Source organism: Niallia sp. FSL W8-0954, from assembly GCF_038005605.1.
In the GTDB taxonomy this organism is placed as follows: domain Bacteria; phylum Bacillota; class Bacilli; order Bacillales; family Cytobacillaceae; genus Niallia; species Niallia circulans_A.
On record NZ_JBBOTN010000001.1, the window covers coordinates 3,819,129 to 3,844,861 of the forward strand.

At 35.2% G+C, this 25,733-nt stretch carries 22 protein-coding genes; 6 read left to right on the forward strand and 16 right to left on the reverse strand.

Annotated features, from left to right (window positions below; all coding sequences use genetic code 11):
• Positions 1 to 24 precede the first annotated feature (24 nt).
• The 3 genes from NX902_RS18920 to NX902_RS18930 form a co-directional block, all read right to left on the reverse strand.
• Entirely contained in the window at positions 25 to 1,062 is a 1,038-nt protein-coding gene (locus NX902_RS18920) for an AI-2E family transporter (protein WP_171509901.1), read from the reverse strand.
• 255 nt (positions 1,063 to 1,317) lie between these two features.
• Positions 1,318 to 4,443 (reverse strand): MMPL family transporter, encoded by a 3,126-nt coding sequence (locus tag NX902_RS18925; RefSeq protein ID WP_171509902.1) that lies wholly within the window; start codon positions 4,441 to 4,443, stop codon positions 1,318 to 1,320.
• Positions 4,444 to 4,469: 26 nt separating this feature from the next.
• On the reverse strand, positions 4,470 to 4,919 hold the full coding sequence (locus NX902_RS18930; RefSeq protein WP_123258165.1) for a MarR family winged helix-turn-helix transcriptional regulator: 450 nt from the start codon (positions 4,917 to 4,919) through the stop codon (positions 4,470 to 4,472).
• 188 nt (positions 4,920 to 5,107) lie between these two features.
• Between NX902_RS18930 and NX902_RS18935 the strand changes: the two genes are divergently transcribed.
• Positions 5,108 to 5,494, forward strand: a complete 387-nt coding sequence (locus tag NX902_RS18935; protein WP_095330462.1) for a hotdog fold thioesterase — start codon at positions 5,108 to 5,110, stop codon at positions 5,492 to 5,494.
• A gap of 21 nt (positions 5,495 to 5,515) precedes the next feature.
• Here NX902_RS18935 and NX902_RS18940 read toward each other — a convergent pair whose 3' ends face one another.
• Positions 5,516 to 6,166, reverse strand: a complete 651-nt coding sequence (locus tag NX902_RS18940; protein WP_341160909.1) for a hypothetical protein — start codon at positions 6,164 to 6,166, stop codon at positions 5,516 to 5,518.
• Between the two features lie 2 nt (positions 6,167 to 6,168).
• Between NX902_RS18940 and NX902_RS18945 the strand changes: the two genes are divergently transcribed.
• Positions 6,169 to 7,374 (forward strand): IS256 family transposase, encoded by a 1,206-nt coding sequence (locus NX902_RS18945; protein WP_171509226.1) that lies wholly within the window; start codon positions 6,169 to 6,171, stop codon positions 7,372 to 7,374.
• Positions 7,375 to 7,596: 222 nt separating this feature from the next.
• On the opposite strand, the gene NX902_RS18950 is transcribed toward NX902_RS18945, so the two are convergent.
• From NX902_RS18950 to NX902_RS18965, 4 genes are all read right to left on the reverse strand, one after another.
• Positions 7,597 to 7,737: a hypothetical protein gene (locus NX902_RS18950; RefSeq protein WP_341160910.1), complete on the reverse strand. Its 141-nt coding sequence runs from the start codon at positions 7,735 to 7,737 to the stop codon at positions 7,597 to 7,599.
• Between the two features lie 64 nt (positions 7,738 to 7,801).
• A complete protein-coding gene (locus tag NX902_RS18955; RefSeq protein ID WP_303984921.1) occupies positions 7,802 to 9,466 on the reverse strand; it encodes a glycoside hydrolase family 13 protein in 1,665 nt (554 codons plus the stop codon).
• A gap of 57 nt (positions 9,467 to 9,523) precedes the next feature.
• Positions 9,524 to 10,549 carry a LacI family DNA-binding transcriptional regulator gene (locus tag NX902_RS18960; protein ID WP_095330447.1) on the reverse strand — a complete coding sequence of 342 codons (1,026 nt, stop codon included), beginning with the start codon at positions 10,547 to 10,549 and terminating at the stop codon, positions 9,524 to 9,526.
• A gap of 285 nt (positions 10,550 to 10,834) precedes the next feature.
• Entirely contained in the window at positions 10,835 to 11,209 is a 375-nt protein-coding gene (locus tag NX902_RS18965; protein WP_095330446.1) for a winged helix-turn-helix transcriptional regulator, read from the reverse strand.
• 176 nt (positions 11,210 to 11,385) lie between these two features.
• On the opposite strand from NX902_RS18965, the gene hxlA reads away from it, so the two are divergent.
• Together hxlA and hxlB are read left to right on the forward strand one after the other, a co-directional pair.
• The gene (hxlA, locus tag NX902_RS18970) at positions 11,386 to 12,018 is read left to right on the forward strand and encodes a 3-hexulose-6-phosphate synthase (protein WP_123258169.1); all 633 of its coding nucleotides are present in this window, start codon (positions 11,386 to 11,388) and stop codon (positions 12,016 to 12,018) included.
• A 4-nt stretch (positions 12,019 to 12,022) separates the two neighbouring features.
• The gene (gene hxlB / locus NX902_RS18975) at positions 12,023 to 12,580 is read left to right on the forward strand and encodes a 6-phospho-3-hexuloisomerase (protein WP_163187823.1); all 558 of its coding nucleotides are present in this window, start codon (positions 12,023 to 12,025) and stop codon (positions 12,578 to 12,580) included.
• Between the two features lie 68 nt (positions 12,581 to 12,648).
• On the opposite strand, the gene NX902_RS18980 is transcribed toward hxlB, so the two are convergent.
• The 3 genes from NX902_RS18980 to NX902_RS18990 form a co-directional block, all read right to left on the reverse strand.
• Positions 12,649 to 13,551, reverse strand: coding sequence for a hypothetical protein (locus NX902_RS18980; RefSeq protein WP_095330443.1), 903 nt, complete (start codon positions 13,549 to 13,551; stop codon positions 12,649 to 12,651).
• 240 nt (positions 13,552 to 13,791) lie between these two features.
• Complete coding sequence (locus NX902_RS18985) at positions 13,792 to 14,373, reverse strand: class D sortase (RefSeq protein ID WP_095330442.1); 582 nt, start codon at positions 14,371 to 14,373, stop codon at positions 13,792 to 13,794.
• A gap of 289 nt (positions 14,374 to 14,662) precedes the next feature.
• Positions 14,663 to 16,291 carry a Na/Pi cotransporter family protein gene (locus tag NX902_RS18990; protein ID WP_171509906.1) on the reverse strand — a complete coding sequence of 543 codons (1,629 nt, stop codon included), beginning with the start codon at positions 16,289 to 16,291 and terminating at the stop codon, positions 14,663 to 14,665.
• Between the two features lie 314 nt (positions 16,292 to 16,605).
• Between NX902_RS18990 and NX902_RS18995 the strand changes: the two genes are divergently transcribed.
• The gene (locus NX902_RS18995; protein WP_095330441.1) at positions 16,606 to 17,307 is read left to right on the forward strand and encodes a YoaK family protein; all 702 of its coding nucleotides are present in this window, start codon (positions 16,606 to 16,608) and stop codon (positions 17,305 to 17,307) included.
• 51 nt (positions 17,308 to 17,358) lie between these two features.
• On the opposite strand, the gene abc-f is transcribed toward NX902_RS18995, so the two are convergent.
• Together abc-f and NX902_RS19005 are read right to left on the reverse strand one after the other, a co-directional pair.
• Entirely contained in the window at positions 17,359 to 19,245 is a 1,887-nt protein-coding gene (abc-f, locus tag NX902_RS19000) for a ribosomal protection-like ABC-F family protein (RefSeq protein ID WP_163187827.1), read from the reverse strand.
• Between the two features lie 288 nt (positions 19,246 to 19,533).
• A complete protein-coding gene (locus NX902_RS19005; RefSeq protein ID WP_164463690.1) occupies positions 19,534 to 19,671 on the reverse strand; it encodes an RAxF-45 family protein in 138 nt (45 codons plus the stop codon).
• 218 nt (positions 19,672 to 19,889) lie between these two features.
• Here NX902_RS19005 and NX902_RS19010 point away from each other — a divergent pair, with 218 nt between their 5' ends.
• Positions 19,890 to 20,870, forward strand: coding sequence for a LacI family DNA-binding transcriptional regulator (locus NX902_RS19010; protein WP_095330439.1), 981 nt, complete (start codon positions 19,890 to 19,892; stop codon positions 20,868 to 20,870).
• Between the two features lie 54 nt (positions 20,871 to 20,924).
• On the opposite strand, the gene NX902_RS19015 is transcribed toward NX902_RS19010, so the two are convergent.
• The 3 genes from NX902_RS19015 to bglB form a co-directional block, all read right to left on the reverse strand.
• A complete protein-coding gene (locus NX902_RS19015; protein WP_123258172.1) occupies positions 20,925 to 22,211 on the reverse strand; it encodes a Gfo/Idh/MocA family oxidoreductase in 1,287 nt (428 codons plus the stop codon).
• 368 nt (positions 22,212 to 22,579) lie between these two features.
• A complete protein-coding gene (locus tag NX902_RS19020; RefSeq protein WP_341160911.1) occupies positions 22,580 to 24,559 on the reverse strand; it encodes a beta-galactosidase in 1,980 nt (659 codons plus the stop codon).
• 29 nt (positions 24,560 to 24,588) lie between these two features.
• Positions 24,589 to 25,692, reverse strand: coding sequence for a beta-galactosidase BglB (gene bglB, locus NX902_RS19025; protein ID WP_341160912.1), 1,104 nt, complete (start codon positions 25,690 to 25,692; stop codon positions 24,589 to 24,591).
• Positions 25,693 to 25,733: the final 41 nt, after the last annotated feature.

Genomic DNA, 25,733 nt, shown 5'->3' on the forward strand with positions numbered 1-25,733 from the left:
ATCTCCTCTGAGATGACTTTTTGTTTATGTCCACCTATTTTTCTTTATGGATTCTTTTCGTTGTTTTTCACTCTTCACTTCTAATATATCTAACAAGAATATAAAAATCGGAATGCCTACAATTAATCCCCATACTCCAAAGAAGTGTTCGGAAAATATTAAAACAATAAATGTGAAAAAAACTGGTAAATCGGTCTTAGAAGACATTAATTTAGGATTTAATATATATGCTTCAAGCGCATGAATTACCACAATTAAGATAACAATTGAAATGACATGTGATATTCCTCCGACCGTGTAACCGATAATACATAATGGGATAAAGGAAATAATAACCCCGGCAACTGGTATTAGACCTAGTAAGAAAATCATAATACCTAATCCAAATAATTGAGGAAAGCCTAAGAAATACAAAGCAGTGGTCGTTAACACACAATTAATAAGAGCGATTATAAATTGTGCTTCTATTACTTTTCCAAAGGTTGCCACAAATTTCTTACAGAAATATTTACATTCAAAATAAATGGATGCTATTTTACTTGTATGAAAACGAGTAGCAAACACCCGTAATCTTTCTTTTTCTAACAAAAAGAATAGGCTTAATACTATCGCCATAAACACTTGAAGCAGATTTCCCCATATATTTGTAAAATACTTAAATATAAAGGTAAAGCCCTGATGTAAATAGGTCGTTACACTAAGATTATTTATTGTATTAACTATAAAATTCAAGACTGCATTGTCATGTGGCTGCATATAAAAGTCTGTGATTTGGATAACCAAAATCGAGATTTGCTGGATGACAACAGGTAAATAGGTGGAAATCCCATATATGAGCAAAAATAACACAGTAAAATATAGCAAAATAACTGCAATCGTTCGTTTTATCGCAAATTTGCTTGTAAAAAACTGAACAAGTCGATCCATTAAGTAAGAAAATATAAAAGTAAATAAAATGAGATTTACCATACTACGTACAAAGTAAAGGATCAAACCAATTAAAAACAAAATTAAAAATCTTTTTACTGCTTTTTTTTGAAAAAAATGAAGCAACATCTCCATGCATAAGACTCCTGACGATTTAAAATACCTAACTACAATAAAATTTCCTTTCTTTATCCTTTATTATTAATCCAAAAATGAAAAATAACAAGAAAAAATGTTTGTTTTTTCACAGATTAATTTCAATTCCATTATCTAAAGAAAAATTTCCATTTAATCCATTCTGCTTTATCCAATTTCCAATTGCAACAAAATCACAGTCCATATGAAAAGAAAGGCTTTAAGGTTATCCCCTAAATGCCTTCCTCTTGCTTATTAATCCTTTACTCGTTTAAATGGCCACCAGTTTGCTTCTCCAAAATTCTTTACAAGAACAGGTATAAGCAATGGCAAGATGATAAATGCATATAGGAATAATCCAACTAATACAATGCTCGCTATCTGTAATAAAGATAACATTCCTGATGGCATCATCGCTGCAAATGTTCCCCCTAAGATGATAGCCGCAGAAATGATGACCGTTCCCATCTTCTTCATTGCTTCTAACATCGCATCTTTTATCGTTAAATTCTTATATTCATTAAATCGATCCATAAGGAAAATACTATAATCCACACCTAAAGCTACTAAAATAACAAATCCAAAGAATGGTACTGCCCAACTGATCCCAGAATAACCAAGCAGATTCACGTAGATTGCCTCATTTATTCCAAGTGTTGTATAGAATGTTAAAATTAACGATCCAATAATATAAGCTGGCATAATGATAGACCGGAATAAAAAGATTAAAACAATCGAAATCCCAATCATCATCCAAATAACAGTATTTGTATAATCAGCATTGGACATAGTGCGAAGATCTGCATTGGTACTAGTAATCCCGGAAACAGCAATTTCCGCATTTTCAAGCTTGGTTCCTTTTGTTATTTGATCAACTCTATCTTTTATCCTATCAATTTGATCAATTGCTTCATTTGAATATGGATTGTCTGAGAATACAACGTCAAATGTCATGATTTTGCGATTTGGAGATAGGTACGTATCTAATGCCCCTTTAAATTCATCACTCGCTAATACTTCATCTGGAATATAGAAACTGTTTGTTTCGTTTTTAGATAATCCAGATAAATAATCCGTAGCAGAACCTAAACCATCTGATACTTGATCTAATCCTTCAGCACTTTGTGTTAATCCGTCCGTTAATTGGCCAAGCTGACCACCTATATCACTAAACCCATCTAGTAATTGCTTCTGTCCCTCATTAATACTACTTAATCCATTCGTTAATTTAGGCATATTGTTCACAATCTGCCCTTGGCCATCTGCTAATTGGTCTAATCCTTTTTGCTGTTGATCGATACCAGCAATTAATTGTTGCAGTCCAGCCGAAATATTTGCTTGATTTTTTAATATTTCTGCATAGCCTGCATTCGCTTTACTCATTCCTGTTTGTAATTTAGCTAACCCTGTATTTAATTGATCGATACCAGCACTAATTACGGGTAATTGTTGTTGTGCTCCTAAAAATCCTGCTTTAATTCCTTTATATGCTGGGTTATCAGCTATTCCAGCATAAGTTCCTTCTAAGGAACTAAATGATTCTTTTGGGACTTTATTTAGGCCTTGTGCTAATTGCTCTAAACCTGAACTGATTTTTTGATATTCCCCTAGAATAGCGGATAGACCCTTCTCTGCCTCTTTATATCCAGCTTGTAATTTATTATGCTCATTCAACAGTGCTTCTGCCCCTGTTTTTGCCTGTTGTAATCCTGACTTTATTTGATCAGAACCAGCAGACCCTTGGCGAATGCCTTGTTCAATTTTTTCTAAATTAGTTTGAATTTCTCCCAAACCAGATTTCACATCATTTGTGCCTTTAATGAGCCCATTAATCCCATCTGCTGCATCATTCAACTGTGGTCCTGACTTTTGCAGTTCATCTCCGGCACTGTGAAGCCCCTTACTTATTTGATCAATTCCTTCTTTTCCTTGGCCCAAACCTTCTTCCAAGGATTTCGCTTGATTAGAAATATAAAGATCTTCAATGGAGTCTCCCATTGGTCTCGTTACAGACCGAACTTTATCGACTAAATCTACTTTAGCTAATTCATTTGTAATCGTATCTGCTAAAGATAAATACTCTATTGTATCTAATTCGTCATCATTTTTTAAAATAACCGTTGTTGTCATGGACTCTCCTGGTCCAAAGCTGTCCGCAATTGCATTAAATGCTTTTATCGAAGAATAATCATCCCCAATTTCTTCTAAAGAATTAAAAGAAATATCACCATCATAAGTAACAAGGAATGGAATACAAATACATGCTACAACCAATAAGGATAGCAGCGGTCTTTTTATAGAGAAATTACCTGCTATTTCCCAAATTTTGCTATCTCCATGCTCTGCCGACCCTTTAGATGGCCAAAATAATTTCTTCCCTAATAACAGCATAAAAATTGGTACAACCGTAAATAAGGCGATGAGTAAAATAGCTACCCCTACTGCTACGGCTGAGGCAGATTGGTAAAGCACAAATTTAGAAAATCCTATCGCGGCAAAACCAATCATTACTGCAACACCGCTAAAAAAGACCGTTCTTCCTGCATTTTTGTATGTTTCTACTATCGATTCCCAAATACTTTCCCGACGCATCATTTCCTCTTTAAACCTACTTAATAGTAGAATACAATAATCCGTCCCTATTCCAAAGAGAACAGCAACCAAGAAAATTTGAGTATACGTAGAAAGTGGGAAATTAAATTTATCTACTAGAATAGATACAATAGATTGGGACGCTAAGTATGTAAGTCCTACTGTAATTAAAGGAATAAATGGCGCAACTACCGATCTAAAAACAATTAACAATACAGCCAGAATGAAGACAACCGTGATTCCTTCTGTCTTCTTTAATCCCTCTTGAGAACTATTTACTAAATCCTGATCAATCATCCAGTTGCTGGTATAATAGTGATCCACATCATATTTTTCAATTGTTTTATATAATGCGTCGCTAACCTCTTCCGCTTCTCTATCATTCCAACTAATAGTCAATGATGTGAGGATGGTTTTTCCATCATCTGAAACCAATTGGTCCTTTAATTCCTCCTTTTCAAACGAGGAAAGTATATCTGTAATTCCTAACTTTTTCTTATTGGCTTCTAATGCATCCACTGCTTTTTTCGCTTCCGCAATATCTTTTTCCGTCAACTTCTTATCATTATGAAAAACTAATGCCACTGTTGACTGTTCTCCTGCATTTTTCTGATTCTGAATCTCATCAAGAATTTTTCCAGCTTCAGAAGAAGAATACTCATCAGGAATGGTAATCTGCCCTTTTTCCTTCACTAAATCTCCCATATTTGGAGCTATTATAAATAAGCCGACTATAGCGATAATCCACGCTCCAAGGATAAACCATTTTCCTTTTAAAATAGCATTCAACTTTATTCCCCTCCAGCTTCTATTCTTTATTTCTCTTCAATTAATCTATCTAGCTTGGCATACGTGTCTATAAAGTTTTGAATTTCAGCTTGATCAAATTGTGAAATAACAGACACAATCACACTTTGAATTTTTTTCTCCATCTCGCCAAATATCACTTTTCCTGCTGGAGTTAAAGTTAAATAAATCACACGCCTATCCTTTTCATCTCTTGTTCTCTCAACCCATCCCTTTTCAACTAAGCGGTTAATGATCGGAGTAATGGCACTTTTTTTCACCCCAAATACAATCGCAAGCTCTGTAGATGTACATACTTCCACATTGTTGATATGGCGCATTGTAAAATGCTGTTCTGTTGTTAGAACATCTCCTATTTCTTGTCTAATTAACTGATCAAATTTACGATTAACAGAAAAATTTATACTTACATATCGATCAATAATCTGATTTATCTCTGCTCGATTAATAATATTCACCCCACATCTATTTAGTTAAAGGGTTTAACTATTAAACATTTTAACTTTATTTTTATTTTTATGTCAATACAAAATTTTCATGCCAAAAAAGAAATAACAATAGCACTAAGAATGCAATACTTCCTCCATTAATTGATTATGCTATAATAAGTAAAAAATTAATGGAGAATAAGAATATGTTTACAAATATCTCAATGAAAAATACACTTATGGAAAGTCTAGGAATCAATATTGTTGAAGTAAAAAATGGGGTATGCATTGCGACGATGCCAGTAGATGAACGAACAAAACAACCTTTCGGCTATCTACACGGCGGAGCTTCCGTAGCTTTAGCAGAAACTGCTGCAAGCATTGGGGCAGCTAGTCTAATTGATCCCAAAAAACAAGCGGTGTTTGGCCAAGAAATAAACGCAAACCATATTCGCTCGGTAAAAGAAGGTCTTGTAACCGCAACTGCTACAGTTATTCATCAAGGAAAATCCAGTATGGTTTACGAAATTAAATTAGCGAATGATAAAAAGGAATTAATATGCATCTCACGGTGTACGCTGGCAGTAATTTCTTTAGAGAAATAGGAGGAATTGGGAGGTGAAATTTCATTTTAGTTGATATTTGTGGGCGGTTGGCTGATTTCTCCTTGCCTTTGGCTGATATTTCGGCTCTTTGGCTGATTCCTCCCTCTCTTTGGCTGATATTTCGGGAGTTTGGCTGATTCCTCCCTCCTTTTGACTGATATTTCGGGAGTTTGGCTGATTCTCTCTTCCTTTTGGCTGATATTTCGGCTCTTTGGCTGATTCTCTCTTCCTTTTGGCTGATATTTCGGCTCTTTGGCTGATTCCTCCCTCCTTTTGACTGATATTTCGGGAGTTTGGCTGATTCTCTCTTCCTTTTGGCTGATATTTCGGGAGTTTAGCTGATTCCTCCCTCCTTTTGGCTGATATTTCGGGCGGTTGGCTGATTCTCTCTTCCTTTTGGCTGATATTTCGGCTCTTTGGCTGATTCCTCCCTCCTTTTGGCTGATATTTCGGCTCTTTGGCTGATTCCCCACTCCCTTTGGCTGATATTTCAGGAGTTTGGCTGATTCCTCCCTCCTTTTGGCTGATATTTCGGCTCTTTGGCTGATTCTCTCTTCCTTTTGGCTGATATTTCGGCTCTTTGGCTGATTCTCTCTTCCTTTTGGCTGATATTTCGAGAGCGTCTATAATTTTGTGTAAATGGTTATACTTACCAATTAAGGAGATGATCATTTATGCAAGATCTACGGAATATGACAATTAGAGAGTTGGCCAGTCAATGTGAAACAGTGGATGATATCCACATGATGTTAAAAGAACTTTTTAAGGAAACTCTTCAACAAGTATTTGAAGCTGAAATCGAGGAACACTTAGGTTACTCTAAACACAATGTTAATGGTATTAACTCGGGAAATAGTCGAAACGGATATAGTAAAAAAACCATTAAATCTAAGTTGGGTGAAACTAAATTAAATATCCCTAGGGATCGTAAAGGAGAATATGAGCCTCAGATTATTAAAAAGTATGAGACCTCCATCAATGGCTTAGAGGATCAAATTATCGCCCTTTATTCCAAGGGAATGTCTACTAGAGACATAGAAAGTCATATGAGAGACATATATGGAATTAGCGTTTCTCCGACTTTAGTTAGTAAGGTAACGGATAAGGTTTTGCCGCTTGTTTATGAATGGCAATCCCGTCTACTAGAACCTGTTTATCCCATTGTATTTTTAGATGCTATTCATTTTAAGGTAAAGCATGAAAATAGGATTGTGAGTAAAGCTGCTTATACCGTTCTTGGTATTAATACTGATGGGATAAAAGATATTTTAGGTATTTGGATTGGCGAAGAAGAAAGTGCTAGTTTTTGGTTAAATGTATGTCAAGATTTAAAAAGTCGCGGGGTCGAAGACATCCTAATAGCCTGTAAAGATGGGCTTTCTGGTTTTACTGAAGCCATTAACGCTACTTTTCCTAAGACTGATGTTCAATCTTGTATTATTCATCAACTACGGAATAATTCCAAGACTGTTCCCAATAAAAATCGTAAAGAATTTATGAACGATTTAAAGAATGTCTATAAGGCTTTTACCATTGAACAGGCGGAAATGGCCTTTGAAGAATTTAAAGCAAAATGGGAAAAGAAGCATCCATCTGTTATTAAGTCATGGGAAAATAATTGGTTAGAACTTACCACTTATTTCTCTTATCCAGTGGAAATTAGAAAATTAATTTATACAACAAATACTATTGAAGCCTTTCACCGACAACTAAGAAAAGTCACCAAAACGAAAACGGCTTATCCTACGGATAATGCTTTAAGAAAAATTGTTTATCTAGCGACTATAGGTGTAACGGATAAATGGACTATTCCTGTGCCTGGATGGTTAGAATGTAAACAACAGTTTGAAATAATGTTTGAGGGGCGATTTGGGAAATAATCATTTTTTATTATTTTCTTACGCTTTAGGGCTATGCCCTAAGGGTTTATCGCTTTGGTTCTCCCAAAAGAAAAAGAGAGGATAACTCCTCTCCACTTTTGTACAGAACCCTACTAGGTGCTCGGGGTGCTCCCCAGCATTGCCCTATCCCCCTAGTAGGTAAGAATCTTATAGTTATAGTATTAACCATTTATTGTAATTCAATCATTTACACAAAATATTTTACATTCCCGATATTTCGGCTCTTTGGCTGATTCTCTCTTCCTTTTGGCTGATTCCCCACTCACTTTGGCTGATTCCTCCCTCTCTTTGGCTGATTTCTTCAATTTTCTCCCCCCATTCAGCGCTTATTTTTCCAATCAACACAAAAAGTGCACGTAAAAATCAGCAAATTGATTTTTACGTGCACTTTTCTCTTATCTATATCTTATTTACAAGTATACAATCTTGCTTCATACGGTTTCAATGAAATAGAAGTAGTTGGCTCATGTTCTTCAACTGGGTAATTTGCTAACAGTAGATTTTCATGCTCCAATTCGACGACACGATTTTCAAACACTGCCTCTTCTGCTGATAAATTAGAAATGATCACCATCTTCTTATCATCTAGGGTCCGAGTATAAGCAAAAACCTGTTTATTCTCTTCATCCACTAAATCAAAAGTTCCATATGTTAAAATTGGACCTGATTTTTTCAACTCTATCATCTTCTTATAAAAATGATAGATAGAATCTGGATCTTGCTTTTGACTTTCCACATTGATATCTAAATAGTTTGGATTCATTCCCATCCAAGGTGTATGATCAGAAAAACCAGCATATTCATCACTTGACCATTGCATTGGAGTTCTGGAATTATCACGGCTAGTAGACCAAATAATCTCCATTACTTCCTTATGACTAAATCCTTCTTCCCGTTTCAATTTATACAGGTTTTTCGTTGCCACGTCATCATATTCCTCTATCGTAGGAAATTGAACATTTGTCATTCCTATTTCTTGACCTTGATAAATGAATGGAGTTCCTTGCATAAAGAAATACATCATTCCTAACGCCTTGGCGCTTTCTTTCCAATATTCCTTATCATTTCCCCATGTAGAAACAGATCTTGCTTTGTCATGGTTTTCAATAAACAAAGCATTCCATCCCTTGTTTTCTAAACCCTTTTGCCATTTATTTAAAACCTGTTTCAATTCCATAACATCGACGCCATAATTTTTTTCGTTATCCCATAAATCTAAATGTTCAAATTGGAAAACCATATTAAATTTCCCCTTTGTTTCTCCAACCCATAGCTCTGCTTCTTCCACCTTTACACCATTGGCTTCTCCGACCGTCATAATATCATATTTAGCAAATGTCTCATTCTTTAACTCTTCTAAAAATGGTTGAATTCCTTCTACATTCATATGCTTATCAAAAGATGGGACATAGTCTAAGCCTAGTGGATTATCCATATCTTTTAATCCTTCTTCTTTTTTAATATGACTGATGGCGTCAATTCGGAAACCGTCTATACCTTTGTCAAGCCACCAATTAATCATATTGTATAGAGCTTTTCTTACTTCTTCATTTTCCCAATTTAAATCTGGCTGTCTTGTTGAAAAAATATGCATAAAATATTGTCCAGTTGCCTCATCCAGTTTCCAAGCAGAGCCTCCAAATATACTTTCCCAGTTGTTCGGCTCCTTCCCATCTACTCCATCTCTCCAAATATACCAGTCTCTTTTCGGATTATTTAAGGAAGACCGAGATTCTACAAACCATTCATGCTCATCACTTGTATGATTAATTACTAAATCAATAATTAACTTCATGCCACGTTGATGTACTTCATATAGAAGCAAGTCAAAATCATCCATTGTTCCAAACTCATCCATAATATCTTGATAATCACTAATATCATAGCCATTATCATCATTTGGCGATTTATACATTGGACAAATCCAAATACAATCAATCCCAAGTTCTTTTAAATAATCTAATTTAGTTATAATTCCCTTTAAATCCCCTATTCCATCTCCATTTGAATCCATGAAACTTCTAGGATAAATCTGATAAGCTACTGCCTCTTTCCACCACTTTTGAGTCACTATAATTTCTCCCTTTCTACATCTAATTTCTGTTTTATTACCACATTAAAGGTTGTTTTATTCCGCTACTCGACAACAAGAGTTTCTTTCCACCATTTTCGCAGGTACGGTAATTCGCTTAGTTACAGCATTAGGATATTTAATATCATCTAGTAAGCATTTGGTTGCTTCAACACCAAGCTGAAAAATATTAATATCGACACTTGTTAAGGAAGGCTTCATATACTTACCAGTTGAAATATTATTAAATGCGACAATGGATAAATCTTCTGGAATAGATATGGAAAGTTCCTCTGCATAGCTAATTAATTCAATGGCAATAAAATCATCTGAGACAACAAACGCTGTCGGTCGACTCTCCAAATTCAAAATCTCCATAAGCTTCTCTTTTGTTCGACCCACTAATTCCTTATCATAAATAATTAATTCTTTTTGATAAGCAATTCCATTTTCCTTTAATGCTTGTTTAAAACCTTTCAAACGATCAATCGTAAAAACCATTTCCATATTGGCTCCAATAAAGGCAATTTTCTGGTGACCTAATTGAATTAAGTACTCGGTAATTTGTTTCGTAATAAACACATTATCATTATCCACAAATGTAATTCTTTCAGCATTTTGATAAGGTCTCCCAATAACAGTAAACGGAAATTTATTTAGTAAAAGATAATCCATAATTTTGTCATTCGTTTTACTATATAATAGAATAATGCCATCTACCCTTTTTCCCTGTACCATCTCGATTACTTCCTGCAATATTTCCTCTTCTGATGCCCCAGTTGTTAAATAAATGCCAAACTGACTTTTTCTTGCTTCCAAGCTGATACCTCTTAAAACTTCTGGAAAAAATGGATTTTCTAGCACTCTCTCTGTCGAGTGTGGCATGACAATTCCGATTGTTTTCGTACTCTTAACTACTAAGCTTCTTGCTTGAAGGTTCGGATGATATCCTAATTCCTCCATTGCTTCCCGGACTTTGCGCTTCGTTTCATCACTTATTTTCGGATGATTCGCCAGTACCCTTGAAACAGTGGATGGAGAAACATTTGCTAATTTACCAACATCTTTAATGGTTACTGCCATACTTTCCCCTCCGTTATTTTCAGCACTACAATGGTAAACGCTATCATTTTATATTAAAAAAATTGTTTTATCATTCACCTTTTTGTGCAAACGATTGCACTAACATATGTAGAATATACCATAGGAAGAGCTTTATATCAATAAAAAATATTTAGATGACAGGATTTATATTCCCTTTTTTACAGTATAGGCACAGAGAATCACTCTCTGTGCCTATGTTGTCACATATATTCTCATTCATTATTGACTCTCTAGAAAAAAATCAGTCAATTTATTATCCTAACATTATTTGTCTATCGATTCTAATTCCTTTATCATCGGAGGATTTTCAAGTACCGTATCCATATAATTTCGTCCCCAGCTATACATAGCATCTAAAATGGGCATAAGCGATTTCCCTTCATCTGTTAAGGAATATTCTACTTTTGGAGGGACAACTGGATAGACAACTCGTTTTACTATATAGTCATTTTCTAACTCACGCAATTGGTTGACAAGCATACGCTGTGTAATTCCGGGAATTAAAGCTTTTAGTTCGCCAAATCGCTTTGTTCCTTCTTTACCCAAATGCCAAAGGATTAGCATTTTCCATTTTCCGCCTATTATGCTTAAGGTTAGTTCTTTCTCACAATTAAATTCTTTGCCTGCCATTCGTTCCATCATCATTCCTCTTTCCTTAAATGATACTTAGTATACTTTTAGACACTATATAAAAAAAAAGTGCGTACTTACTTAAATGGATTATAAAACGTATAATAACGGTTGTACAGAAATTAGACATATTTCAGTCTTCTTTGTGCAAGATAAAACGAAAAAAAGAAAAGGAGCTAATCAAAATGAAATTACAATTAGCATTAGATTTAGTTAATATACCACAAGCAATCGAGGTTGTTTCTCAGGTTGAACAATATGTTGATATCGTTGAGATTGGTACACCTGTAGTAATAAATGAAGGTCTTCACGCTGTTAAGCAATTAAAAGAAGCTTTTCCTAATTTGTCTGTATTAGCGGACTTGAAAATTATGGATGCAGCTGGTTATGAAGTAAGCCAAGCGGTTAATGCTGGTGCTGACCTTGTCACTATTTTAGCTGTTGCTGAAGACGAATCCATTAAAGGTGCTGTTGCTGAAGCGAAAAAGCTTGGTAAAGAAATTCTTGTCGATATGATCGCTGTTAAAGATATTAAAACACGCGCACAACAACTTGATGAGTTTGGTGTTGATTACATTTGTGTTCATACTGGATATGACTTACAAGCAGTTGGTAAAAACTCTTTTGAAGATTTAAAAGCAATTAAGAGTGTTGTCAAAAATGCTAAAACTGCAGTTGCAGGTGGCATTAAACTAGAAACATTGCCAGAAGTGATTGCTGCTCAACCAGATTTAGTTATAGTTGGCGGAGGAATTACTAGCCAAGAGAACTTAAGTGAAGCTGCATCTAAATTTAAAGAACTAATTGCTCAAGGATAAGTAAATGAAAACAAGCGATTATCTTGACCAAGTCATTCAAGAATTAACGGAGGCAGGAGCACTTATTGCAAATGAGGACTTAGAAAAGCTTGTCGAACGTATTCTTCAATCAAAAAAAGTTTTCGTTTATGGAGCTGGCCGTTCTGGGTTTATGCTTAAATCATTTGCGATGCGAATGATGCACATGGGAATTGATGCTTACGTTGTTGGAGAAACGGTTACTGCTACTTATGAAAAGGATGATCTTCTCATTGTAGGAACCGGTTCTGGTGAAACAAAAAGTATTATAACCATCGTAGAAAAAGCAAAAAGTATTGGTGGAAATATTACAGCCCTAACTATTTCTCCTGATTCTACTATTGGGAAGCTGGTTGATCAAGTTATTAAAATGCCTGGTTCACCAAAAGATCGAGGAAATAATGAAGCGAAAAGTATTCAGCCAATGGGTTCCTTATTCGAACAGTTACTCCTTATCGTCTTGGATAGTGTAATTTTAAAATACATGGAAATAAAAGAATTAGATTCCAGTAAAATGTATGGGAAGCATGCTAATTTAGAATAGATTTTTCCTAAAAAAGAAAAGGATAGATAAAGCATCCTTCATATGCTAAATCTATCCTTTTTCTTTTACTAATCAGAACCTCCACCACAGCTTGAACAGGAGCTATCAGAGGAGCAAGAGCTGTCTGATGAACAGAATACCGATCCAGTTCCACAGCTTGTGCAGCTTGCGGAACTATCACTACTCATTTTCATATAACTGGAAAATTCTGCGTAATGAAAATAAGATACAGATAAATAAGGAACAAGCATGGAATTGAATTTTTGTTCCCTTTTACTTTTTTTCATTTTGTCATAGATGGTACTTTTTTGATAATCTCTAACCTTCTTTACCGATTTTTTCATAGCGGTAATCAGCGCATAAATAGTAGTATGATATTTCGTATCCGTTTTAAAATATCGATTAAATAATTCGTCTTCAGATAAGTTTTTAAAGTCTTCGATAATAGTTGGATGAACAGGATATCGAAAAAATCCCTTATATAAATAGATATTCTCTTTTCTTATAAGAAAAAGTTCTGCATAAACCCAATCAAAAAATCCTCGTAAATCAGGATTAGATTTCCCTTTTACATTAGGACTGTGATGGAGAGTTGAGCCTAAGTATTTATGGGAGAAATCCTTATATTCTCGGGTAAACATGAGCATCTGATGCCATAATTCATCAACTTTCACACTAAACATAGGAGATTCTTTTAAAAGAGAGGTTAAAACAAAATATCGTTTTAAATCAAGTAAGCGCCATTCATACTCATTTTCTCTTAACTTGTTCTCTCTCCTTACTCGTTCTTCTACATTTTCCATATAACTTCTAGTAAGAGATTGTTCTAGGTCATCACTTAGTTTTTTTAATCCTTTAATTGGCTGAATCTCTAATACTTTAGGAGATGCGCCAAATTTAAAGGTGAGTCTTGTGCGCAAAAATAGAATAATCCAAATCATAATAACGGTAAGTAGAAGCAGCCATGCCATCTCATCTCTCCCCTTCCAATTAACGGCATTATCTAATTTATAAAGATTAAATTAGAGATTAATAATACGAACTTTATTATGTAAAGTTCCGCCTTTACATTTTTTTAATATTTTATTAATATTAAAACATTTAACTAGAAGCTTATAAAAAATACACCACTAATGGCTAAGTGGTGTACGCATAAAATAATATGTGTAAATTCTTAATTCCCTTGTTATGGGAATTAAGAATTGGTATAATCACTCTATTCTTTTAGCATAAATAATATAACGCTGCGGTGCATTGCCAACAAAGCGAAATGGATAGCATGTTGTCAGGATAAGTTCTTCTTGTGTATCATCTAGTGTAATAATTGATTGATCATCGGCCTCGACTATTTTAGTGGCAGTGATTTGATAAGAGAATTCTCCATATGGTAAAACAATTTTAAGCTCGTCGCCTATTTCTAATTCTCCTGCTCTCCTAAAGACCGTATCACGATGGCCCGATAAGACGATTTGTCCATTTTCATCTGGATAGAAGCTGCCTTTATAATGTCCAACCCCTTTTTCCAAATCATCTGGATCTGTTCCTTCTACAATTGGTAATTCCCCATCAATTTTGTCGATCTTTAATAGTCCAACAGCATCTCCAATAGATGGGACAAAACGTTTACTTTCTTTATCCACCCACTTTTCATTCCCTTTGTTAATGGCTGCCTTAGCTTCGGATAAAGAATTCTTAGTTTGCGCTTTCGTATCCATAATATTCCAAACGCCATATCCAATAAAAAGTACTCCACCTAATATAAGCAGGAGGGATAACCATCTAGTCCACTTCATATCATCCTATGCCTTTCTTTTATAGTTTATTAAAACAACTATTTCTTATTACGAACAATACTATTGCTACTTTGATTAAATTGTAAGCTATTGTTACAGTATCTGGCAATAGCTTTCCTTCTCTACTATTGTATAAATGGTAATTACTTATACTAAAGATAACTTAATCATGTGAAATTTATATTAGTCAATTGTAAATTTATCAATTGAAATAGAGAATTTCGTAATCTATTAATGTCTATTAAAAAAAGGACCACATGTAAATGAACGATGTGATCCAATACTATCTTTATTTAGAAACAGCTATCGCTTCTGCTATATTTGCAGCGTGATCTCCTACTCTTTCTAGATTGCTAATGATATCGACAAAAACAATTCCTGCATCCCCACTACATTTTCGTTCATTCAAGCGACTGATATGCTTTTTTCGATATCTTTTCTCCATTTTATCAATCTCTTCTTCATTCGTAATAGCTTTTTTAGCAAGCTCCTTATCATTTGCAAAAAAGCTTTCATATGAAGTTTTTAGCGTTTCCACTGTAAAATCATACATTTCTTCTAATTCTACTTTTGCATCTGCTGAAAATTCTACTTTTTTATTGATTTTATACTCTACAAGCTCTACGATATTTTCCATATGATCCCCGATTCTTTCAATATCTCTAATAGAATCAACTAAAATAGAAAATTCTTCACTTTCATGAGGTGTAAGAGCTTTAGATGAAAGTTCGACTAAATATTTGGTAATTTCTTTATCTAAATTATTTATCCCTTGTTCGTATTGCAGTGCTTTTTCTTTATATTTCTTTTCTCCAGTCTGCAAATATTTAAATGTTTCTTCTAAACCTTTTATCGAGAATTCCTTCATTCTCTCTAGCTCTTCCTTTGCTTGTCCTAAAGCAATCGAAGGAGAATGCTCAATAAATGTTGTATTTAAGTGCTGAGGCTTCGTAATAATTGCTCCATCGTCTCCAGGAATTAACTTTGTCACAAGCCAAGCTAGTGCAAAGATAAAAGGAAATTGAATAATTGTATTGGATACATTGAATATCCCATGCGCAAAGGCAATTGTCATTGGTTCATTTAATCCAAGAACACCCTGTAAATACGAAATAAAATGCGTAAATGGCACCAAAATTATTACAAATATCACTGTTCCAATAATGTTAAAGAGTACATGCACCATCGCAGCTCTTTTTGCAGCTACAGAAGCACCAATGGCAGCAAGAATTGCTGTAATTGTTGTTCCGATATTATCTCCAAATAATACTGGTAAAGAGGCTTTCAGCGATATAGCATCGGTTGCAAATAACTCTTGTAAAATTCCAATAGTGGCACTAGAACTTTGAACAATTAATGTTAATACTGTTCCAACTACTACTCCTAAAATTGGATTGTTACTCATATTTACTGTTAATTCATGAAATGCTTCTAAAGAACGTAACGGCTTCATGCCTGTACTCATTAATTCTAATCCATAAAACAATGCTCCAAAACCAAATACAACTTGTCCTAATGAAGTAATTTTTGTATTTTTAAAGAAGAATAAAAGAACAGCACCCGCTGCAATAATTGGTAAGGCATATGCTCCAATATCAATTCCAATAATAAAAGCCGTAACCGTCGTACCTATATTTGCCCCCATAATAACCCCAATGGCTTGGCGTAAGGTCATGAAGCCAGCACTTACTAATCCTACCGTTATGGCTGTTGTTCCTGAGCTGGACTGAATTAAGACCGTTACAAAAATCCCAGCCAATACTCCCATAAACGGGTTTGTCGTAAACCGGTCTAAAATTTCTTGAAGACGATCACCTGCAGCATTCTGCAAACCATCTCCCATATATTTAATACCAAAAAGAAATACCCCTAACCCTCCAAGAAACTGGAAGATCATCTCTTGATAATTTATTTCCAAATGTTTGTCCCCCCTAAATCCTTATACTGTTAAGACAGATACCAAGTTATCATAACAACACTCGACAAGAATTTACACTATCCTTGAATATTATTTACATGAAATTAATATCGTTTACGAAAAATTTACATTTTATTTTTAAAAGAATAATTGACATTTTTTACTTTGTTTAAAACACAGAGAAAGCGTTTAATATATAAATCCATAAAAAATTCGGTTTTTATCCAATTCCTCTTGAAATGTTTTATGTTAAGATAGTAATGTTTTTCCTTATAGATTTCAGGAAAGAATTATCTTGCAAGGAGCGTAATACCATGATTGATAAATTAAAACCAATTCCCTCTTTATCTTCTAATTCCGTATTCTTAGCCGCTTTATTGGGAATGGTTGGCGGCTTTTTAGATGCGTATACTTTTATTAGCAGGGACGGCGTATTCGCCAATGCGCAAACAGGGAATATTGTTTTGTTTGCAGTGAACGCAGCAACTGGCGAATGGAGAGAATCCCTTCATTATATTCCCCCATTAATAGCTTTTGTTTTAGGAGTGCTAGTCTCAGAAATTGTGAAGATTCCTTCTTTAAGAGAGATCTTATACAGCTATAGACGGTCGATTCTAATATTGGAATGTATTGTTTTAATTATCGTCGGCTTCTTGCCGGCATCTGTACCAAACATTATTGTGACAACAAGTATTTCCTTTGTATCATCCTTACAAATATCTACTTTTAATAAACTCGATAAATGGGCCTATAATTCTACAATGACTACAGGTAATTTACGAACTGCGACGCAAGCGGCTTATGCTGCTTTTATCAAGCAAAGTCAAGAGGCAAGAACCCAATTTAAAGAGTTTTCCCTTATAATCGGCTCTTTTATTTTCGGAGCGTTACTAGGAACGTTTACAACCTCTCAATTTGGCACTAAAGCTATCTGGATATCTGCCATCATTTTAATTATTGCATTAGTTCTCTATCATAAAGATAAAGGATATATTCGTAAGCGTTGTGCAAAATAATTAATGTGAAATAAAAGGAGAAAGGCTGATTATTGGCAGCCTTTCTCCTTTTTATTTGCTATTCATAAGGCTATATAGTTCTTCCCATCTTCTTTCCAGCCCTTCCTTTTCCGATAAAAATTGTGCTAAGCTCTCCCATTCCGTCTCTGTTTCTATTCTTCTCTCTACTTCTGATATCTCCTTCTCCAATTCTTCCAGTTCATTTGCCAAATCCACTAGATTAACGGCTGATTCGGTTCTTTGGCTTTTCTTAATCGGCTGCATCTTTTTTTTCGATGTTATTGTTTCGTCTATATGCACTTGTGTCCTTTTCCTTTCCTGTGACTTTTCTCGTGCATACGTATAATTTCCTTCATAGCATTGAATCTCTTGTGACTCAATCCAATAAATCTTCTGAAAAAGCTTATTTAAAAAATAGCGATCATGGGAAACAGCCAGTATAGTACCATCAAAATTCTCAAGAGCGTCTTCCAATACTTCACGAGAATCAATATCTAAATGATTCGTTGGTTCATCTAAAACAAGCAGATTAATTTCTTGATGCATCAGCTGGGCTAATCGTAGCCTCATTCTTTCTCCGCCACTTAAATTGGCAGTCTTTCGAAAAACAGAATATCCATAAAAGAGAAATTGCGCTAAAATATGTCGTGCCTCCCCTTCTGTCACAGATACTGCATTTCGAAAAGCCTCGATAACTGTTTCTCCTTCCATTTCTGTTAAGGTATGCTGAGAAAGATAACCGATTTTAACATTACTTCCAATCTTGATTTCTCCTTCATCTGCCTTGATTTGCTGAAGAATCATTTTTAATAAAGTTGATTTCCCTGTACCATTCTCTCCAATAATAGCTGCCCTATCCTTGTAGTTAATCTTTATCTGTACATCTTTAAATAGGATTTGCCCTCCAAAACTTTTTGAAACATTGCGAAGTTGAATTACGTCCTTCCCACTTCGATCACTTGATTCCATTTCAAAATTCATTTTCTTTCTATTAATAATTGGACGGGCTAATTTTTCCATCCTCTCTAAAGCCCGTTCCATGTTTCGCGCACGCTTATGAAGTCCTTCATTAGGCGGGTTGGCACGATTGGCCCATTCGCGCAAGCGTTTAATCGCTTCCCTCATTTTCTTGATTTTCTTTTGCTGTTCCTCGTATGCTTGAAATTCTCTTAAAAGCCTTTCTTCCTTTTCCTTCGTAAAATTAGTGAAATTAGTATGATAGGTCGTTACTTCTCCATCCTCTAAATCGATAACTTTTTGAATTACTTCATCTAAAAAGTAGCGATCATGTGAAATAAGTAAAATGGTTCCACTATAATCTTGAAGAAACCTTCCTAGCCACTCCACTGCCATTAAATCTAAATGGTTTGTCGGCTCATCTAATAAAAGGAAATCTGGTTCTTCCAGAAGAATCATGGCTAAACCAATTTTAGTTCGTTCTCCTCCACTTAAATCTCCATATTTTTTGTTTACTAAATGCTGAATATTTAACCCGTTTACAATCTTTTCAATCTTGGCATCCATCTCATACCCGCCAGCATTTGTAAAAAATTCTTGCAGTTTTCCATACTCCTCGATTAAAAGCTGTAATTGGCTTGGAGAGTTGTCCTTCGCCATTTCCTGCTCCATCTGTTTCATCTTCTCTTCGATGATAACTAGATTTGAAAATGCTTGCTTTAAAACATCTTTTGCCATCCATTCTGGTTTAAATTCTGGTATTTGTTCTAAATACCCAATTTTCATGCCTTTTTTCCAATGTATTTGCCCAGCATCTGGTGTTTCCTTCCCAGCTAGAAGCCTAAACAAGGTTGTCTTGCCACTTCCGTTTCTGCCAACAAGACCTACTTTTTCCTTATCCTTGATCTCTATAGAAATATCTTCAAATATCGTGTTTCCTCCATACATTTTCGCTATCTTATTTACGCTGCAAATAATCATTTTACCGCTCTCCTTTGTTATGATTATCTCTTTTCCCAACCTCTAAACGGACGATTCCAGTCCATTTAAAGCAACACAAAAAGCCATGGAAAAACAATTTCTCCATGACTTATCTGCTATAGAAAAGACCTATCCTCTTTTCTATCCATATAACCTGCTACATCTATGGCTATAAAAAATTTCCATGTACTTTTCTAAAGACTTCTGATTTTCGAAAATCCATGCAAAAAGGAGCGCATGAAAATGCACTCCTTTTACCGTCCATATAGATGTGGGTAAGAGATGTTTTCACCGTTTTAATTTGCTATTTAGTTGTTTAAAAAAGGGCACACTTATCCCGTTAACAACTACAATCGCAAATTTCGCACGGTTAATATAGAGACTTTCCATCATATAACCTTGCACTAAAACGGTTGAACTTAACATCCTTTCCCACCTCTTTTCTTTGTATGATAAATTTATTATACCTTTATCAGACATACTTCACAAGAAAAATCAGTAAACTTCGAATCAAAATAATATTCACTAATTTATCAAGTATCTTTCTATCGAAGATGCCTTCTTGTTAAAAGGCAAGGCAGTCGATATAATAATATGAAAACAACGTTGTTATTTTTATTTATGAATGAATCGGAGGGGTGAAGATGAGTGTCACCATTAAAGATATAGCTAAAAGCGCGGGAGTAAGCTATTCCACTGTTTCAAAGGCACTTCGCGATAGTCCATTAGTAAAAAAACCTACGAAGGATCTCATTATGGCAGTTGCTAAGGAATTAGGTTACCAACCCAATATTGCAGCAAGAAGCCTCGTTTCCAAAAAATCTTTTACTATTGGTGTTGTTTGGCCTACCATTGAACAAACCGTTCTCTCAAAGCTTATTACAACTATTAACAAGGAATTGGAGGAGCTTTCTTATACAACATTGATATCTATAAATGAAGTAGAGTCTGCTTTAAAAATCTTCAGCCGCTATCAAGTAGATGCCATACTAGCATTTGATACTAGTCAATCCATTGTTTCTTCTCATTCAGCTGTTCCTATTGTTATGCATGGACTAGCAAATAAGCAAACGCCTTATCCTGTTATTGATGTAAATCGCCAAAAAGCAACTTATCATGCGGTACAATATCTTCATAAGATTGGTCATCATTATATTAGCTATATTGGAGATGTAGAAAGTGATGAACTGCAAAAAGAAAAGGTCAAGGGTTTTGAAGAGGCGATTTTAGAGTTAGAATTACCGACTTTTTCTTTTCAAAAAATACGAGTGAATAATTTTGATCAATATGACGGTTATGAGGCTGCTAAGCAATTACTTACTTTACCTAAACGGCCAACTGCCATTCTTACAGGAAGTTATGATCTTGCGCGCGGTGCTCTTCAAGCTATTTCTGAATCTAAACTATCCATACCAAATGATATTTCTATTATTAGTTATGATAACTTTCCAGCACTAGAGCATTTTGATATGCCCTTATCGACAGTCGGAGTTCCATTAGACAAAATTAGTAAAAAAACGATTGAAATATTGATGAAAGTGATTAATGACGAAGAAGTAGAAACTAAAATTTTTATGGAACCAGAATTAAAAATTACAAATTCCTGCACAAATTATCCTAGATAAAAAGAGGAGACTTCTATGAAATTAGAAATTTCCTCTTACAAACTATCACTTTATCTAAAATCTCACCAATGAATCTAGTTTTACCGGCATGCCAGTTTTTATAGAAATATTTCCGGCAATTCCTGTTAAGATAGATTTCACGCCGTCAATATGGGTGGCGGCACGATGAAACCGATCCTCGATTGGTTCCCCAAAAATGTCTCGAAGTAAAACAGGATCTCCACCGCCATGCCCCCCTTCCCCCTCATTAATCTCTACCTCATAAGGCTTTCCTAGCATTGGATGAACAGTTATACTCATGGAGGATAGCGCCCCTTCCTCCTCTTTATTCCCACCAGAATTAACATACGATTTTTCGATTACTTTCATTTCAATTCTTCCTTTTGTTCCATTAAAGGCAACATTAAACCCTTCCCACGGTGCATAAGCATGTAAAGAGTACGTAAGAATTGCTTTGTTTTTAAACTTAGCTATTAATCCTAATGTGTCTTCGGTGCTAATGCCATCTCCAAACACACTTTGATCTCGCTGATACCCATCTTCTTTTTCGGCATTCAGATACATTTCCTTTAAGTGTTCATTTTTTTCTAAGTGTAAGGCAAAATGATCCGATATTGCATATTTACTGCCATAAGCTCTTTGATAAAACTTAGTTTCCCCACGTTTCTCCGCATTTTCTCTTCCATAAAACATCAAGTCCCCCATTGCTAAAACAGTATCTGGATAGGACTGCAGCCAGAAATTAACAAGATCAAAATGATGGGTTGATTTATGAACAAGCAAGCCGCCACTATTCCGTTTATCTCGATGCCATCTTCTAAAATAATCTGCTCCATGCTCTGTATTCAGTAGCCATTCAAAATGTACAGCATGCACATCTCCAATTACTCCATCTTCAATTAATTCTCTAATTTTGGTATTATGGGGAGCATAGCGATAGTTAAAAGTTACTCGTAGTTTTCTATTTGTACGTTTCACTGCATCTAAAATAGACTGTGCCTTTTCTTCATCAATCGTCAATGGCTTTTCTGTAATAACGTCACATCCCAATTCCATCGCCTTTATAATATATGTATGATGGGTGCGATCCATTGTTGTAACAATGCAGTAATCTGGGGTTTGGTCTTTCAGCATTTGTTCAAATTGATCTGCTGTATATGTTGGTACCTTTTTATAATTATACTTTGATTCTAATAGATGGTTGGCATAAGCCATTCTCGTTTGATTTAAATCACAAAAACCTACTAAATCGGCCGTATCTCGAAAATCCCGCGCTATTGCTCCATAAAAAAATTCTGCCCGTCCACCTGTACCAACTAATGCATATGTTTTCTTCTTCATGATTTTTCCTCCTTATTGTTTAACCATTTTGCTTATTGCCTAACATAAACTAAATGAACTCTTTTTTGTTTTTAGCCACATCAATAATCATCAGAAACTTTGCATATACGGAACACACACAAAGAAAACGATTACATTTTATAGATAAATAATGAAGCTATCTGATGTGCACCATCTACAATTGAGGATATCAAAAAATAGAGAGAATAACCAAAATAACAACGTTGTTATTTTGATTATAAAGGAACTATCCCTAAATATCAATCTTCTAAAAGTATCCTTTTGTCATATCCTTAAAAAAAAATACAACATAGTTAAATTGCTAGCTCCTAATACTACTTGGTTATTAGGAGCTATAATCATCATATTTAGGACTTTATTATTTTGTAGCTATATGCCGGAATTTTATATGTTCCCTCCTCTAACTTTTTCTTACTTTCCCATTCCCAACTATTTTCTGGTACGGTTATTTCACCAGTTCCTCCATCCATATTTATCGCAAACCAGTAGGTGGCATTCCCTCCAACTCTCGGGATAAGAACCGTTCCAGGAGTGGCTTTTATTTCCCTTTTAATAGCTGCTGTTTCTGCATAATGTTGAATTAATGCCTCAAGCATTTCTTCTCCTGATTTGCCAAGTGGCAAACTGCCAAGCATGACTATTTTCCCTTTGCCCCTTTTAGTCTCTTTGATAAATGCCCTTCCAGCACCAAGTCCTTCTTTGATTAAGCCAATATTTCCTCCTTTATCAGTATTAAAAATTGAGCTCCATAAGCCTAACTCTGCCGTGATTCCAAACGCTTCCCCTATTGTATTCGTTCCATCTAATGGATTTGTAAATAAAGCCTCCGTCCCTGCTGCCTTTTCGAGCTCGCCAAGTGCACAATTCGTATGGATAGTATGTTCACCCGTACGTCCTCCGGTAAGGGGGCCGACAATCCATATTCCTCCTTTTTCAACAAATGTTTCAGCTCTTTTTATATATTCTGTTGAAAGATAAGGAATAAATGGGGTAAACAATATTTTATAATCGTCTAAGTCTGTTTTTTCCATAATCAAGTCACGTTGAATCCCTAAAGAAAGGAAGCGTTCATAAAAACTCGTTAACATCTGTTTATATTGAACTCCATTAAATGGCTCTGTTTGAAAATAGGCTTTAGCCCGGTCCGAATAGCAAATCGCCACCTCTGCTTGCTTTGGCTTCGTCCGAAGCAGAAGCGGTTCTAATTCTTTTCGAATTCGTTCTACTTCTAATACATTTTTATAACCAATTGTTGGTTTTCCCCAAGCACTAATAACAGAACTATGAGAAATCTCACAACCGCTTCGCTGTTGCCTCCAAAGCCAGTAGCAAAAACCTTCAGCTCCTGCAGCATAAGCATATGCTGCTTCTGCCTGCAAATAACCATCTAAATGTGGGTTTGCATATCTTTCCAGTGAGGCACTAAAAGAAGTACTTGTTTCCATCAGCCAAAATGGTCTATCTTTCTTTATATTTCTATACAAATCACACAGCATCATAAAGGAACTAGCATTTTCCTGGACCGCATATGTATCAAAAGAGGCAAAATCTAGAGTTTCAAACAACAATGCTTGATCCAGATCAAAAAAGACTGTTGCATTATGTGTAATAGGCGCATTTGAATGTTGACGAATAATAGCTGCTTGCTCTGTTGCAAACTCTGCTATTTTCTCATGTGTGAATAATTTATACATTGTTGATAAAGATGCGTTATGCAAGAAAGGTGTTTGTTTAGGCTGTGGAATTTGTTCAAATGTTTGATAGTATTGGCTCCATATTTGTGTGCCCCATGCTACATTTAAATTTTCAATCGTTTCATACTTTTGTTTTAGCCAACGATGCCATTCAGATTTACAAGTATCACAAAAGCACTCTCCAACATGACATTTAAATTCGTTATCTAACTGCCAGGCAATGATACCAGGCAACTCTCCTAACTCCTTTGCCAGTGTCTCCGTAATAATGGCTGCCTTTTCACGAAAATAGCCATTATTTGTACAAACGTGCTGCCTTGCTCCATGGCTCATAATAGTACCATTTTTATCTACATGCATACGTTCTGGATGTTGATAGGACATCCAAATTGGTGGTGTTGCAGTCGGTGTGCAGAGGATAGTATCAATACCATTATCTTTCAATTTCTTAATCACTTCTTTCAAAAAAGATACATTCATATTTCCTTCTTCTTTCTCGATAAAGGACCAAATAAATTCACCTATACGCACCACATTAATTCCTACTTCTTTCATTAGTTGGATGTCTTCTTCTATAATTTTTTGATCCCATAGCTCAGGATAGAAAGCCGCACCATGATATAGCTTTTGCAAATTTATTTCCTCCTCTTTATAACTGTCTGCTAACAATAAGTGTATAAAAATTCGGATAGACATAAAATAGCTAATGACTGTCCATATGGCATCGTAGTCATCGGAATTTGGCGATAAAATTCCAGTGTTTCTCCCATTCCAGTTCCTACTGATACTTTTTGTAAAGCACCTTGTTCATTTATTTCTTGGATAATTGCCTGTACTGCCTTTAAAGCAATCTCTTTATATTCCGAGCCAATGTACCTTTTGTGAACTGCTTTCAATATTCCGTACGCAAAGCCAGCCGTGGCGGATGCCTCTAAATAGGAGGATCGGTCGGTAATCAAGGTATGCCATATACCTGTTTCATGTTGATATTCTTTTAATGTCTCTATCTGCCTAGTTAGTGTCTCTAATAAATATTCACGAAAGAAATCTCCCTTTGGCAGTTCAAGCAAATCGATTATTTCAGGAATAGCAATGGTAATCCAGCAATTACCTCGTGCCCATAGAGCCTCTGCAAAATGGTGATCCCCCTCAAACGTCCAGCCATGGAACCATAATCCTGTTTTTCGATCACAAAGATATTTTGTATGAATAAGAAACTGCTTTTTCGCTTCTTCTATATACATTTGGTTACGAAGCAATTTTCCAATTTTTGCAAGAGGTAAAACAGTCATCATTAGTGTATCATCCCATAGCTGATTTTTATTTTCAGGTCCATAGGTCATGTGCTGAAGTCCATCTTCTTTTGTCCTTGGCATTTCATATAGCACCCAGTCAGCCCACTTCTCTAAATAAGGTAAATACGTTTGATCCCTTGTATCTTCATAGAGGTATGCCAAGGTAAGCAGAGGCGCCATCGTATTGACATTTTTTGGTGGAACTCCCTCTTTTAATCTTCGGTAATACCATTCTGTGATTATTTGCTTTGCCTTTTGATCATTCGATATTTTCCAATAATTATAGATTCCATATAAGCCTACACCCTGTGGCCAATTCCATACTTCCCAGCTTTTATCATCCACCACAACTCCATCAAAATGTAGTAAGTACTCACCTGTTTGATCTTTAATACTCGCTAAATTCTCCATCAACTTTTCTATCGAACCAACCACTTTTTGTTTTTCTAACAAAAGTCCTGTATCAACCATCTCTTTCCCTCCATGTAAAGAATAAAGAAAATGTTCAGTTA